This is a genomic window from Rhodococcus sp. As11, assembly GCF_048957735.1.
Taxonomy (GTDB): domain Bacteria; phylum Actinomycetota; class Actinomycetes; order Mycobacteriales; family Mycobacteriaceae; genus Rhodococcus; species Rhodococcus gordoniae.
On the sequence record NZ_JARDJE010000003.1, the window covers coordinates 75,511 to 89,041 of the forward strand.

11 protein-coding genes are annotated in these 13,531 nt (G+C 68.1%); 5 read left to right on the forward strand and 6 right to left on the reverse strand.

Annotated features, from left to right (window positions below):
• Positions 1-244: 244 nt before the first annotated feature.
• Complete coding sequence (locus tag PV766_RS04745; protein WP_421096516.1) at positions 245-754, forward strand: hypothetical protein; 510 nt, start codon at positions 245-247, stop codon at positions 752-754.
• Entirely contained in the window at positions 718-2,316 is a 1,599-nt protein-coding gene (locus tag PV766_RS04750; RefSeq protein WP_421096517.1) for an FAD-dependent monooxygenase, read from the forward strand. Before PV766_RS04745 ends, PV766_RS04750 begins: the two co-directional genes overlap by 37 nt.
• 69 nt (positions 2,317-2,385) lie before the next feature.
• Here the strand turns inward: PV766_RS04750 and PV766_RS04755 are convergent, their stop codons facing one another.
• Both PV766_RS04755 and PV766_RS04760 read right to left on the reverse strand, forming a co-directional pair.
• Positions 2,386-4,221: an acyl-CoA dehydrogenase gene (locus PV766_RS04755; RefSeq protein WP_016932654.1), complete on the reverse strand. Its 1,836-nt coding sequence runs from the start codon at positions 4,219-4,221 to the stop codon at positions 2,386-2,388.
• Positions 4,222-4,318: 97 nt separating this feature from the next.
• Positions 4,319-4,927, reverse strand: coding sequence for a class I SAM-dependent methyltransferase (locus PV766_RS04760; protein ID WP_064063510.1), 609 nt, complete (start codon positions 4,925-4,927; stop codon positions 4,319-4,321).
• Between the two features lie 163 nt (positions 4,928-5,090).
• On the opposite strand from PV766_RS04760, the gene PV766_RS04765 reads away from it, so the two are divergent.
• Both PV766_RS04765 and PV766_RS04770 read left to right on the forward strand, forming a co-directional pair.
• Complete coding sequence (locus PV766_RS04765) at positions 5,091-6,113, forward strand: beta-ketoacyl-ACP synthase III (protein WP_129975726.1); 1,023 nt, start codon at positions 5,091-5,093, stop codon at positions 6,111-6,113.
• 41 nt (positions 6,114-6,154) lie between these two features.
• Positions 6,155-6,862, forward strand: coding sequence for an HNH endonuclease family protein (locus PV766_RS04770; RefSeq protein WP_129975728.1), 708 nt, complete (start codon positions 6,155-6,157; stop codon positions 6,860-6,862).
• Positions 6,863-6,878: 16 nt separating this feature from the next.
• On the opposite strand, the gene PV766_RS04775 is transcribed toward PV766_RS04770, so the two are convergent.
• Together PV766_RS04775 and PV766_RS04780 are read right to left on the reverse strand one after the other, a co-directional pair.
• The gene (locus PV766_RS04775; RefSeq protein ID WP_421096518.1) at positions 6,879-8,999 is read right to left on the reverse strand and encodes a thiamine pyrophosphate-dependent enzyme; all 2,121 of its coding nucleotides are present in this window, start codon (positions 8,997-8,999) and stop codon (positions 6,879-6,881) included.
• A gap of 20 nt (positions 9,000-9,019) precedes the next feature.
• On the reverse strand, positions 9,020-10,366 hold the full coding sequence (locus tag PV766_RS04780; protein ID WP_255161714.1) for a cytochrome P450: 1,347 nt from the start codon (positions 10,364-10,366) through the stop codon (positions 9,020-9,022).
• Positions 10,367-10,504: 138 nt separating this feature from the next.
• Here PV766_RS04780 and PV766_RS04785 point away from each other — a divergent pair, with 138 nt between their 5' ends.
• Positions 10,505-11,401 (forward strand): alpha/beta fold hydrolase, encoded by an 897-nt coding sequence (locus PV766_RS04785; RefSeq protein ID WP_064063513.1) that lies wholly within the window; start codon positions 10,505-10,507, stop codon positions 11,399-11,401.
• On the opposite strand, the gene PV766_RS04790 is transcribed toward PV766_RS04785, so the two are convergent.
• On the reverse strand, positions 11,373-12,035 hold the full coding sequence (locus tag PV766_RS04790; protein WP_129975734.1) for a universal stress protein: 663 nt from the start codon (positions 12,033-12,035) through the stop codon (positions 11,373-11,375). The two genes, PV766_RS04785 and PV766_RS04790, sit on opposite strands and share 29 nt — an antisense overlap.
• A gap of 109 nt (positions 12,036-12,144) precedes the next feature.
• A complete protein-coding gene (gene nhaA, locus PV766_RS04795) occupies positions 12,145-13,443 on the reverse strand; it encodes a Na+/H+ antiporter NhaA (RefSeq protein WP_084421612.1) in 1,299 nt (432 codons plus the stop codon).
• Positions 13,444-13,531 lie beyond the last annotated feature (88 nt).

Below are 13,531 nucleotides of genomic sequence, written 5' to 3' on the forward strand. Positions count from 1 at the left end.
CTTTTTTTCGTCACTCGGGGAGCTGCGCCGCGTCGGGGTTCTCGCTCTTCCCGAACCCCACTCGGGCTTCTACTCTGGGTGCACGACAACCGTGCGACGGATTGTGGAGACCACGATGTCCCGGTCGGCTGAAAACGTTCCGCCACCTCGACCACGCTCGGACCCGGCCGAGGCGGATCACGATGCTGTGACTCCGCCACCTGCTCGCCGAGCCGCCCCGCGAGTGCTCGAGAGCGCCGTCGGCATGGTTCGTCTGCTTCGCGCACGACGGCTGCACAATCCCCGTAGGAATGTGGGGCAGCGGGTGCGGTTCGCCGACGGCAGTAGCGCTGTGGTGTATCGCGAGACCCGAGTGGACGACGGCAGAGCAGACGACCCGGCCCTACTGGTGGTCGGATTCGTCCTGCGCGGCATCCGCGGTCCCGGTCATCGCGCCTTTCGGCTGGAGAGCTGGCTGAACATTCCGATGTTCGTCGGGTCCCCGGGATTCCGCTCGAAGCTGTGGATGACGCACGACGAGCACGGCTGCTATCGGGGCATCTACGAATGGGACGGCGCCGAGCGGGCCGCTTCCTACGTGCGCGCTTTGAGTTGGGTACTCGGGTTGGTCAGTGTCACCGGCTCGATCAGGGCGCACATCGTGCCGGGAGTGCACCGCGACGAGGCACTGAGCCGCCCGGAACTGTTATCGGGTTCGCACGCAGAGAAGACGAAGACGTGGTGGCAGCCCACGGCCCCGGTCGGCCTGCGCTGAACCGAGTCGACATCCTGGTCGTCGGTGCCGGTCCCGTCGGTGCCGCGGTGGCGCTGCATGCCCACAGGCACGGTGCCGGCGTCTGCGTGGCGGAGCGTCGCACCGAGTTGCAGCGGCCCTCCCGCTCGATGCTGTTGTGGTCGCGCACGCTGGAATCACTGCACCGGCTGGGGGTCGTCCACGAACTCGAATCGCGGTCCCTTGCGCGACTGCGCACACAGCTGCACCTCGGCGAGCGGACGGTCGACGTCGCGCTCGCCGATTTCGCGGTACCGGATCGGTTCCGGCAACCGCTGATGGTTCGGCAGGCGTTCCTCGAATCGGCACTGCACAGGGCAGTGGACGACGGTGGAGTTCCCTTGCTGACGGGCGCCGAGCTCGACGGATTGTGGAACGACCGGGACGGGGTTCTCGCCCGGTTGCGTACCCGTGGCGGGCACCGATACGTGCATTGCCGGTTCCTGGTCGGTTGCGACGGGGCGGACAGCACGGTGCGCCGCTCGATTCGGATCCCGTGGCACGGTCACACCTATCGCGAGGAGGCGGTACTCGCGGATCTGGACCTCGAGGATCTGTCCCCGACCACGGCTCACATCGGGGCGGGCCCTGCCGGCATCGGCTTCCTCTTCCCGGAAGGGGAGCACGAAGCGCGCTGGCGGCTCGTCGCCACCCGGGCCGCGACCGGAGACGACGTCCCGCCGGGACGCGACGGGCCGCCGGTCTCCGTGTCCGAGATCCGAACCGTGCTCGAGGGAGCGAATCTTCCGGGGCGAGTGGGCGCGGCAGCGTGGTCGACACGCGTACGGTTGCAGCGCGCTCGGGCGGCCCGATTCCGGTCGGGTCCGGTATTTCTTGCAGGGGACGCGGCCCACGTGTTCTCACCTGCCGGCGCGCAGGGAGTGAACACCGGGCTGCAGGATGCCGCCAATCTGGGATGGAAGCTTGCTGTCGCGTGCGGCGGTTCGACCGATCCGGAGCGTCTGCTCGCATCGTACGACGCGGAGCGACGGCCTGTCGCCGACAAGGTCGGCACCCTTACCGAGCTGATCCTGCACGCGGAAGGGGATTCGCGACTGCCGTTCCGGTTCCTCCGTACCGCCGTGCTGCCGGCGGTGGCCCCGGCCGTGCCCACCCTCTTGCGGCTTCATCTGCTCACCGCGACGGCGGGCGCGACGCTGTCGCAGGACTGGGTTTCGTACCGCGCCGGCCCGATCACCGAAGGACATCGGTGCCGCGGGGCCGGCCGACTGCAGGCGGGCGACCCGCTTCCGGACATCGAGGTGGTCACCCGAGGACGAGCGAGCCGGGTGCACGACCTGACCTGCTCACCGGGTATGCACGTACTGCACGGCCCGGCAACACTTCTGCACCCGGTATCCGGGACGTTGCCGGTGACCTGTCATCCGATCGACACATGGCCGCCGCGCCGGATTCTCGCCGTCAGACCGGACGGATACATCGGCTACCGCGACGACTCCGGTGATCCGTCCAGCCTGGATCGGTGGCTGCGCACGGTAACGGGTACGGCCGAGCCTGCCGGGGCAGGGCGGCCCGGCCGATGACGACGGCCGCTGCGACCCTCTTGCCGAGAGTCGCAACGGCCGTTCGCGCTACCGCGGTGAGCGGTTCGATCAGAACGCGGCTTCGTCGAGTTCCATGATGTCGAGGTCGACGTCGGTGATGATCTGACGCGCGACGCTCAGCTCGGGCAGCACGTTCTTGGCGAAGAAGGACGCTGCCGCGACCTTGCCCTCGTAGAACGCCTTGTCCGCGGCGTCGGTGCCGGCATCGAGCGCACCGAGGGCGATCTCGGCGTGCTCGAGCAGCAGCCAGCCGATCATCAGGTCGCCGAATGCCTCGAGGAAACGGACGGAGCCGAGGCCGACCTTGTACAGCTCGGTGGGCTGTTCCTGCGCACCCATGAGGTACTGGGTGAGCGTCGCGACCATCGTCTGGGTCTCGCCGAGCGCGGTGGCCAGGAGCGTGCGCTCCTTCTTCAGACGCTGGTCGGCGTCGTCGCGCTCGACGAACTTCTTGATCTCACCGGCGATGTGGGCGAGCGCCACGCCACGGTCGCGAGCGATCTTGCGGAAGAAGAAGTCCTGCGCCTGGATGGCCGTGGTGCCCTCGTACAGCGAGTCGATCTTCGAGTCGCGGATGTACTGCTCGATCGGGTAGTCCTGCAGGAAGCCCGAACCGCCGAGGGTCTGGAGCGAATCCTTCAGGTACTGGTAGGCCCGCTCGGAGCCGCAACCCTTGACGACCGGCAGCAGCAGGTCGTTGATGCGGTGCGCGAGAGCGGCGTCGGCACCCGAGACCTGCTCGGCGACGACGTCGTCCTGGTGCGCCGCGGTGTACAGGTACACGGCGCGCAGGCCCTCGGAGTAGGCCTTCTGCATCGCCAGCGAACGCCGCACGTCGGGGTGGTGCATGATCGACACGCGCGGCGCGGTCTTGTCGGACATCTGTGTGAGGTCGGCGCCCTGGATGCGCTCCTTGGCGTAGTCGAGGGCATTGAGGTAGCCGGTCGACAGGGTCGCGATGGCCTTCGTGCCGACCATCATGCGGGCGTGCTCGATGACGTCGAACATCTGCGCGATGCCGTTGTGGACCTCGCCGACCAGCCAGCCCTGAGCCGGAACGCCGTGGCCACCGAAGGTGACCTCGCAGGTCGCGGAGGCATTGAGACCCATCTTGTGTTCGACGTTGGTGACGAACACGCCGTTGCGCTCGCCCATCTCGTCCTTCTCGAAGTCGAAGTGGAACTTCGGGACGAAGAACAGCGACAGGCCCTTGGTGCCGGGGCCGGCACCCTCGGGGCGGGCGAGGACGAGGTGGAAGATGTTCTCGAACAGGTCGTCGGAGTCGGCCGAGGTGATGAACCGCTTGACGCCCTCGATGTGCCAGGAGCCGTCGTCCTGCTTGATCGCCTTGGTGCGACCGGCGCCGACGTCGGAACCGGCGTCGGGCTCGGTGAGGACCATGGTGGCGCCCCAGCCGCGCTCGACGCAGGTGGCGGCCCACTTCTTCTGCTCATCGGTGCCGTTGTCGTAGAGCACGCCTGCGAAGGCAGGGCCGGCCGCGTACATGAAGGCCGCGGGCTGGGCGCCGAGCATCATCTCGTTGACGGCCCACAGGAGGCTGCGCGGTGAGTCGGTGCCGCCGAGCTCCTCGGGGATGCCCATGGACCAGTAACCGGCGTCCCACCAGGCGCGGAACGACTTCTTGAACGGCTCGGGAAGCGACACCGAATGGGTCTCGGGATCGAAGACCGGCGGGTTGCGGTCGGCGTCGGCGAAGCCTTCGGCCGCCGGCCCCTCGGTCAGTGCCTTGACCTCGGCGAGGATGCCGCGCGCGGTGTCCTCGTCCAGGTCGCCGAACTTGCCTGCTTCGAGGACCTTCTGAATCTTCAGGAACTCGAACAGATTGAACTCGAGGTCGCGGAGGTTGCTCTTGTAGTGGCCCATGTCGTCCGTGTCTCCCAGTGTGGTGCGGTCCAGCCGGCTTCAAGTACCGCCCAAGTTATTACTCGTCGGTAACATCTCTATGTTACTCGTCAGGCAACTAACTGCCAAGGGGCGGTTTCCGTGCCACGACGAGCGCGTCGATCGCCGTTCCCGCGTCGGTTTCCCGATAGCGCCGTTCGGCAATCATGATGTCCAGTCCTCCGTCGATTTCGTCGACGAGATCCGTTGGTGTGTAGAGAATTTCCTTGTCCTGCGGTCCGCCCACGCCGTCGTCGGGATTTGTTGCGTCGTGCCCGAGAAATATGAGCATTCCTTCAGGTTTCAGCGCATCGACGGCGCGGTCGAGAAGTGCCTTCCGCTGTGGCGGAGGGAAATGAAGGAAGACCGAGAGAATCAAGTCATATTCGCCGTCGAACGAGTCGGCCGTCACATCACCCCGGACGTAGTGGAGCCGGTCGCGCGAGCGGGACGGTGCCTGTGCGGCGATCCGGCGGGCCTTGTCGAGGGCGACCTCGGAGAAGTCGACACCCACGACTTCCCAGCCGCGCGTCGCCAACCACAAGGAGTGGCGGCCTTCGCCGCAGCCGAGGTCGAGGGCCCTCCCGTGCGGTAGTGACGCCACGTGTTCGACGATCACCGGATTGGGCGGCGTGCCCCAGATCATGTCCGACGTCGCGTACTTCTCGTTCCATGCCTGTGCATCCATGCCCGCGACGCTAGCCCCGCGTCGTGAACGGGACCCCTACTTGCGGTGAGGGTCACGGAAGCACATCGTCGGGGTAGCGCTGTGACGAAATCGTGACCTGCGATATCGTGGACCGGATGCGATGTGCCGACACGCGGTGCGTCGAGGAGGAGGAGTTCGTCTGATGGGTGCACAGATCGCTGTCCCCGCCCCGCTGAGGAACAGCGTGCTGCTCGGTCTGGGTGTGCACCGCCCCGAGCGCATCGTCACCAACGACGAGATCTGCGAGCAGATCGACTCGAGCGACGAATGGATCCAGTCGCGCTCCGGCATCAAGGAGCGCCGCTTCGCCGAGCAGCATCCGAAGGAATCGGTCGTCGACATGGCGACGAGCTCCGCCGAGCAGGCCCTCGCGGCTGCCGGCCTCACCGCTGCGCAGATCGACACGGTGATCGTCGCGACCTCCACCTACCCCTACCAGACCCCGCAGGCCGCGGCGCTCGTCGCCGACCGCATCGGCACCGGCGGTGCCGCGGCGCTCGACATCCAGGCCGGCTGCGCGGGCTTCTGCTACGCCCTCGGCGTCGCTTCCGATCTCGTGCGCGCCGGAACGGCCGAGCACGTGCTCGTCGTCGGTGTCGAGCGCATGAGCGACACCACCGAGCCCACCGATCGCTCCGTGCGCTTCATCTTCGGCGACGGTGCCGGTGCCGTGGTCGTCGGCCCGTCCGACGAGGTCGGTGTCGGCCCCACCGTCTGGGGCTCCGACGGCTCCCAGGCCAACGCGATCCGGCAGGAACCCGACTGGGTCGACTTCGCCACCAACCCGAACCAGAAGCGTCCCTGGATCATCATGGAGGGCACCGCGGTCTTCCGCTGGGCCGCCTTCGAGATGAGCAAGTACGCCCGGCAGATCGCCGACAAGGCCGGCGTGGCCCTCGAGGACCTCGACGCGTTCGTCCCGCACCAGGCCAACCTGCGCATCAACGACGTCATCGTCAAGCAGCTCGAACTGCCCGAGACCGTCGCGGTCGCCGACGACATCATCGAGACCGGCAACACCTCCGCCGCGTCCATCCCGCTGGCGATGGAGAAGATGCTGCGCACCGGCCAGGTCGAGGTCGGATCCACCGCGCTGCTCCTCGCGTTCGGTGCCGGCCTGTCCTATGCGGGCCAGGTCGTGAAGATGCCCCCGCTCGCGAAGTAGGAAGCAGCGGTAGCAGTACGACTCGGTAGCAGTATCGACATATGGCGAGTATTCGCACGTCGTCCGTTCCCCGTTGGGTCTGGATCCTGTGCTTCATCGTGGTCTCCGTGGCCGTCGTCCTCCTCGAACCGATGGGGGACGACGAGCCGGGCGGTACCGGCGGGGGCACGGTCGAGAACCCCTCCGAAGCCCTCGAGGCGCTGGCGGCACTGCCCGTCCGGCCCGCCGAATCGCAGAGTGGCTACGACCGCTCACTGTTCGGCTCGGCCTGGACCGACGAGGTGACCGTCGACCTGGGGCGCAACGGCTGCGACACTCGTAACGACATTCTCCGGCGCGACCTCGTCGACGTCTCCTTCGAGTCCGGGAAGAAGCAGTGCACCGTCACCGCCGGCACCCTCGAGGACCCGTACACGGGGAAGACGATCTCCTTCCGTCGCGGGATCGACACCTCGTCCGCCGTGCAGATCGACCACGTCGTCGCCCTGTCCGATGCGTGGAAGAAGGGCGCCCGCCATCTGGACGATCAGGAGAAGCGGAATCTCGCGAACGATCCGCGCAACCTGATCGCCGTCGACGGCCCCACCAACCAGGGCAAGGGCGACTCCGACGCGTCGGAGTGGCTGCCGCCGAACACCGCCTTCCACTGCGAGTACGTCGTGCGGCAGATCGAGGTGAAGACCGCCTACGAACTGTGGGTCACCCAGGCGGAACACGACGCGATGGCGCGGATCCTTGCCTCCTGTTGATCCCGCCTCCTGCTGATCACCCCTGACGCAGTGCCGCGACGATGTCGTCCTCCGACATCAGTACATGCGCGGCCGCGGGGCCGAGCGGTACGTAGCTGTCCCGGGAGGTGACCCGGGTGATTCTGCCCGGCCACTCATCGTCGACGAGCGCCGCGACGACCGCTTCGGCCACACCTCCGCTGCGACGTGTCTCGTCGGCGACCACCACCCGCTCGAAGCGACGGACGTGTTCGAGCAGCGCGGTCGTCGGCAGCGGCGACAACCATTGCAGGTCGAGGACGGTCGCCGCGACTCCCGCGCGACGGACGGCACGCAGACTCATCGGCACCCCGTTCCCGAAGGTCACCACCAGCACGTCGCGCCCGTTGCCGTAGGTGCACACCGATCCCGGTGGGAGCCCGGCGGTGTCGGGAACCTGCTGCCACAGTCCGTCGCCGTCGTCGTACAGGTCGCGCCCGTGGTACAGCGCGATCGGCTCCAGGTACACGCACACCCGGCCCTCCTGACGGGCCAGCTCGACGCACGTACGCAGCAGGGTGCCGGCCGTGGCGGGTGAGCTCGGCACGGCCAGCACCAGACCCGGGATGTCGCGGAGGACGGCGACGGAATCGTCGTTGTGGAAGTGCCCGCCGAAGCCGCGCTGGTAGGGCAGGCCCGCGATGCGCACGACCATCGGATTGCGGTACCGCCCGTCGGAGAAGAACGCCAGACTCGCCGCTTCGCCGCGCAGTTGGTCCTCGGCGTTGTGCAGATAGGCCAGGTACTGGATCTCCGGGATCGGCAACATGCCCGCGACGGCGAAGCCCAGTGCGGTGCCGAGGATCGTCTGCTCGTCGAGCAGGGTGTCGAACACGCGCAGGCGTCCGAAGCGCTCCTGCAGTCCTCGGGTGACGCCGTAGACCCCGCCCTTGGCGCCGACGTCCTCCCCGAACACGCAGGCGTGGGGGTCCTCCTCGAGGAGCTGCCCGAGCGTGCGGGTCACGGCCCGGGCGAGGGTGAGCGGTTCACCGGTGGGATGCGGGTCGTCGTCGACGTGCACGAGCTCGGATTCCAGCGGGCGCATCACCTCGGCGGCGGTCGCCAGTCGCGGCGGCCTGCTCAGTGAGTCCGCGACGGAGTCGACCTCGGCCCGCATCCGTTCGTACCGGTCGAGAACCCCTGCAGCATCGAGCACTCCACGCGCGACGAGTTCGCGGGCCGTACCCACCAGCGGGTCCCGTTCGTGATCGGCGGCGAGATCCGACGGGCTGCGGTAGGCCGACTCGACATCGGAACCGGCATGACCGAGGAAACGCACCGCCCGCACGTGCAGCAGGAGCGGAGCCCGGGTCGTACGCACCGTCTCCACGGCATCGGTTGCGGCAGTGAGCATCCCCACCGGATCTGCTCCGTCCGCCGATCGGTACTCGATCCCCGGATACGACGACAGCGACCGCTCGAGCCAACCGGGCGGGGTGGGCACGCTGATGCCGAGTCCGTTGTCCTCGCACACCAGCAGCAACGGCAACGGCAACCCGCGATGACGGCAGTAGGCGGCCGCGTTCAGAGCGCCGACGGCCGTCGAATGGTTCGCCGAGGCGTCGCCGAAACTGCACACCACCACCGAATCCCACGGCCAGGCCGCGTCGAGCCCGAGACGCCGCATCCGCGGCAATGCGAGAGCCAGGCCCACGGCGCGCGGCAGGTGCGAGGCGATCGTCGACGTCTGCGGCAGGATGTTCAGCGCGGCGTTGCCGAACACCTTGTGCCGACCGGCGGAGATCGGATCGAGCGTGGACGCCGCGCATCCGGCGAGCACGTCGCGGATCGGGGTGCTGCCCTCGGCGAGCGACGCGCGAGCCGCGTAGAAACCGCCCGAACGGTAGTGCAGCAGAGCGGGATCCGTCACCCGCGTGCGCAATCCCAGTGCGGCATTCGATTCGTGGCCCGCCGACGCGATGGTGTAGAAACCTTCGCCACGTCCTTGCAGGGTGCGGGCCGCGGCATCGAGGTGCCGCGACTGCACCTGGGCGTCGAAGTACCGCACCAGCAGGTCGTCGCCGACCCGCCGGTCGGCCGGCCGTGATGGCGGTGCGTGCCCGGGCGGAGCGCGCACCGCGGTGACGAAACGGTCGTCGAGTTCGTCGGCGGCGGTCACCCCTTCTTTCTACGCCCCGATCACCTCGGAAGGAGGTGGATCGGACCCCCGTCGTTCGGGAACGGCAACGACGTGAAGTTCATCGGCGCGACGTAGTCGGCCGGCACGTGCCAGCGGAAACGCAGCAGCAGATGGTGCAGCACCGTCTTGATCTCAACTCCCGAGAAGTGCATGCCCAGGCACCGGTGCGCGCCGCCGCCGAAGGGCGCCCACGCGTACTTGTGCACCTTGTCCTCGCGGCGCTCCGGCGAGAAACGTTCGGGATCGAAACGTTCCGGATCGGGCCACAATTCGGGCATGTGATGGGAGAAGTGCATACCGAGATCGAGGAGGGTTCCCTTCGGGACGAAGTGGCCGAGGATCTCGGTGTCCTTCGCCGCGCGTCGCACGACACCCGGCACCGGGGTCACCAGCCGCTGGCACTCCTTGATCACCAGGTCCAGCGAGGTCGGTTCGTCGAGTCGGTCGACACCCGGCGTGGTGGTGCCGAGCGCGTCGGATTCCTCGCGGCAGCGTTGCTGCCATTCGGGGAACTGGCCGAGATACTGCATCGCCGTCGACAGGGTGATCGTCGAGGTGTCGTGGGCCGCCATCATCAGGAAGATCATGTGGTCGACCACGTCGTCGTCCGAGAACCGTTCGCCTTCTTCGGATTCGACATGACAGAGCACCGAGAAGATGTCGTCGCCGTTCCCCGCGCGACGCGCGGGGAGATAGTGCCGGAAGAACTTCTCGAGGCGCGCCCTGCCCACGATGCCGCGACGCCACCGCGTGCCCGGCAGCGGGTAGCGCACGATGGCGGTGGCCGCCTGCACACAGCCGATGAAAGCCCGGTTCACTTCCTCCATTTCGTGATCGGACGAGCCTTCGGCGCCGCCCATGAAGATCTCCGTCGCGAGCCCGAGGGTCAGTTCCTTGAGCGCCGGGTACGCGCGGAAACCCTCGCGCGGGATCCAGCCGTCGAGGGTCCGTTCGATCGACGGGTGCATGCGGTCGGTGTAGAGGGCGAGGCGGTCGCGGGTGAACGCCTGCGACATGATGCGGCGGTGCGCGGTGTGCTCGTCGCCGTCGAGCAGCATGAGTCCGCGGTCGAAGAACGGCCCGATCAGGGCGCGCCAGCCCGGTCCGTTGAGCAGTGCGCGGTCGCGGTTCTGCAGGGCCGCGCCGACGGCGTCGGGTCCGAGCAGGACCACCCACGGCCGTCCGGCGAAGCGGAACCACGACACCGGGCCGTGCTCGCGGTAGCGATGTGTATATGCCGCAACGGGATCGCGCATGTACTTCAGCGCGTATCCGACGTAGGGGAGGCCGCTGTCGCCCGGCACGGGAGCGAGGCCGGGAGGTGGGGGAGCAAGCATCTTCGTCACGGGCACATCTCCGGGTGGTCGGATCCGACGCCGGCTGTAGTCGGATTCCAATGTAGCGTGCATCACATCTCGGTTGCATCGATTCGTCCCACGGGACGGACGCTGGTCGGGCGTGCGGGTGCGTGCCATGCTGGCGCCATGGACGTCGAACGCCCGAAACTCGAAGGCACCGTCGCGGTCGGGGAGGGCCGGCGGCTCGGTTTCGCCGAGTTCGGTTCGGCGCAAGGCCGGACGGTGTTCTGGCTGCACGGCACGCCCGGCGCGCGCCGGCAGGTGCCCATCGAGGCCCGCGCCTTCGCCGAACGGAACCACCTCCGCCTCATCGGGATCGATCGCCCCGGGATCGGCTCGTCGACGCCGCACATCTACGAGAACGTCCTCGCGTTCAGCGACGACCTGCGCATCGTCGCCGACACCCTCGGTGTCGACCGCATGGCCCTCGTCGGCCTGTCCGGCGGCGGGCCGTACACCCTCGCCGCGGCCTACGCGTTGCGCGAACGAGTCGTCGCGGCCGCGGTCCTCGGCGGTGTGGCACCGGTCGTCGGTCCCGAGGCGATCGGCAGCAACCTGATGAAGCTGGGCACCTTCGTCGCGCCGGCGCTGCAGACCGCGAGCGTCCCGATCGGCGTGGCGGTGAGCGCGGCGATCCGCGTGGTGCGCCCGTTCGCGTCGCCGATCATCGACCTGTACGGGCGGCTGTCACCCGAGGCCGACCGTCGGCTGCTCGCCCGCCCCGAGTTCAAGGCGATGTTCCTCGACGACCTGCTCAACGGCAGCCGACGTCAGATCTCCGCGCCGTTCTCCGACATCGTCGTGTTCACCCGCGACTGGGGTTTCCGCGTCTCCGACGTGAAGGTGCCCGTGCGGTGGTGGCACGGCGACACCGACCACATCATCCCGATCGAGCACGGTCTGCACGTGGTGGATCTGCTGCCCGACGCACAGTTCCACCACCTGCCCGGAGAAAGCCATCTCGGTGGTCTCGGTGCGTCGGAGGAGATCCTCACTACTGTTCTGGAGTTGTGGGGCGACTGACGCTGCGAGGTAGGTGGCCGTCGGGGGCGACCACGAGTACGGGCACCGCACAATGGCCGCTCAGGTGTTCGGCGACGCTGCCCAGGATCCTGGTGGACATGCCACGACCGCGCCGCCCGACGACGAGGACGTCGGCTCGGCGCTCCTCGGCGAACCAGCGAAGGGATTCGCCCGCCGGGCCGGCCAGAACCGCCATGCCCGCCGGGACGTCCTCCGCGGCGTCGGCAGCGCCCGTGAGTCGCTGCCTCGCCACGTGGAGAGCTTCCGACTCGTCCGTGCCGCCGTCGTCGTACGACACCACCGCGACGAGTTCGAGCACGCCCCCGCCGGGGCCGAACAGTCGACGCGCGACGCGCAGTGCATGGTCGGACTCCGCCGATCCGTCGATGCCGACCATGACGCGGAGATTGCCGGTTTCCGGCGGTTCGGTTCCCCACATCGCGATCGGCGCGGAGGCCACCGACCGGGGTCGACGCTCGACGCGCTCGTAGGCGACCGGAACGAACAAGGGTCCGAGGATCACGGCGATCAGCGTCCACCGCGGGTCGTGGCCCCGCCGCGCCATCCACACCCCGGTTGCCAGCCCGATCAGCACCCACGCGGTGATGAAGACGGCGAAGATCGTCCAGTTCACATTGCCCTCCTGGCAGACGGTGACGAGGCGCGGTCGGCGAGACGCGCAGCGATGACGGTGATCAGCAGCGACCGAACCCGAGGTGTTGCCGGTACCCCGGTCCGGATCGTCACGATCTCCGGTCCTGAAAGACGTCGGGGATACCGTCACCGTCCTCGTCGATCTGCTCGCGCGCGGCGATACGGCGGTACGCACGGTTGCGGGTGGTGAGGACGATCGACGCGAGGACCGCGCTGAGCAGGGATCCGCACAGCACTGCGACCTTCACGTGATCGGCGGCGACTGTGCCGGCTCCGTAGGCCAGGTCGCCGATCAGCAGCGAGACCGTGAATCCGATGCCGCCGAGCAGCGCGACACCGAGTACGTCCGTCCAGCTCAGATCCTCGTCCAGACGGGCGCCGGTGAACCGCGCGACCAGATACGCGACGCCGAAGATCCCGATCACCTTGCCGGCGACCAGCCCGGCGATCACCCCTGCCGAAATGGGGTCGGTGAGAGCGTTCGCCAACCCGTCGAAGCCACCGACGGTGACGCCCGCGGCGAAGAAGGCGAAGATCGGAACGGCGAGTCCGGCCGAGATCGGCCTGATGCGGTGCTCGATGTGTTCGGCGACGGGAATCCTCTTGCCGGCGACCGTCCGGGAGATCGGCACGAGGAAGCCGAGCAGCACACCGGCGATCGTCGCGTGCACACCCGACTCGTGAACGAGCCACCAGGTGACCGCGGCGAGAGGAAGCAGCAACCACCAGGCGTGCACACCGCGCTGCAGTGCGAATCCGAATGCCATCAGCGGCAGCAACGCGCCGGCGAGGTAGAGCAGGTTCAGATCGTCGGTGTAGAAGACGGCGATCACCGTGACCGCGAGCAGGTCGTCGACCACCGCGAGGGTGAGCAGGAAGGTGCGCAAGCCGGCAGGAAGATGGGTACCGATGACGGCGAGGATCGCCACGGCGAAAGCGATGTCGGTGGCAGTCGGTACCGCCCACCCGTTCAACGCCTCGGCACCGCCGCGCATGTTGACCACCGCGAAGATCAGTGCGGGCACGATCATTCCGCCGAGGGCGGCGGTGACGGGCATCGCGGCGCGGCGCAGGTCACGCAGGTCGCCTTCGATGAATTCGCGTTTGAGTTCGACTCCCACCACGAAGAAGAACACCGCCAGCAGCCCGTCGGCCGCCCACGTGCCCAACGACAGGTCCATGTGTAGCGCGGCGGGACCGATCGTGGTGTCGCGCAGTGCGTGATACGAGTCCGACCACGCGGTGTTGGCCCAGATCAACGCGGCGAGCGCGGCGATCAGGAGCAGGATCCCGCCGACGGTCTCCTTGCGGAGGATGTCGGCCACGCGGCGCGATTCCTCCCAGGAACCTCGGGACAGCAGGGGAAGACCGGAGAAGGGGGTGGGCATCACGGATTCCTCGGGGGCAGAGAGATGCGACCGACGAGGCCGGTGCACACCACGGGACACGACTCGCCGACCAGACTTCCCGGCACAC

Excerpts from the sequence above, each read along its gene's own strand:
- PV766_RS04745 (WP_421096516.1), top strand. The coding sequence starts at position 245 with ATGGTTCGTCTGCTTCGCGCACGACGGCTGCACAATCCCCGTAGGAAT.
- PV766_RS04755 (WP_016932654.1), bottom strand. The coding sequence starts at position 4,221 with ATGGGCCACTACAAGAGCAACCTCCGCGACCTCGAGTTCAATCTGTTC.
- PV766_RS04760 (WP_064063510.1), bottom strand. The coding sequence starts at position 4,927 with ATGGATGCACAGGCATGGAACGAGAAGTACGCGACGTCGGACATGATC.
- PV766_RS04765 (WP_129975726.1), top strand. The coding sequence starts at position 5,091 with ATGGGTGCACAGATCGCTGTCCCCGCCCCGCTGAGGAACAGCGTGCTG.
- PV766_RS04770 (WP_129975728.1), top strand. The coding sequence starts at position 6,155 with ATGGCGAGTATTCGCACGTCGTCCGTTCCCCGTTGGGTCTGGATCCTG.
- PV766_RS04785 (WP_064063513.1), top strand. The coding sequence starts at position 10,505 with ATGGACGTCGAACGCCCGAAACTCGAAGGCACCGTCGCGGTCGGGGAG.
- nhaA (WP_084421612.1), bottom strand. The coding sequence starts at position 13,443 with ATGCCCACCCCCTTCTCCGGTCTTCCCCTGCTGTCCCGAGGTTCCTGG.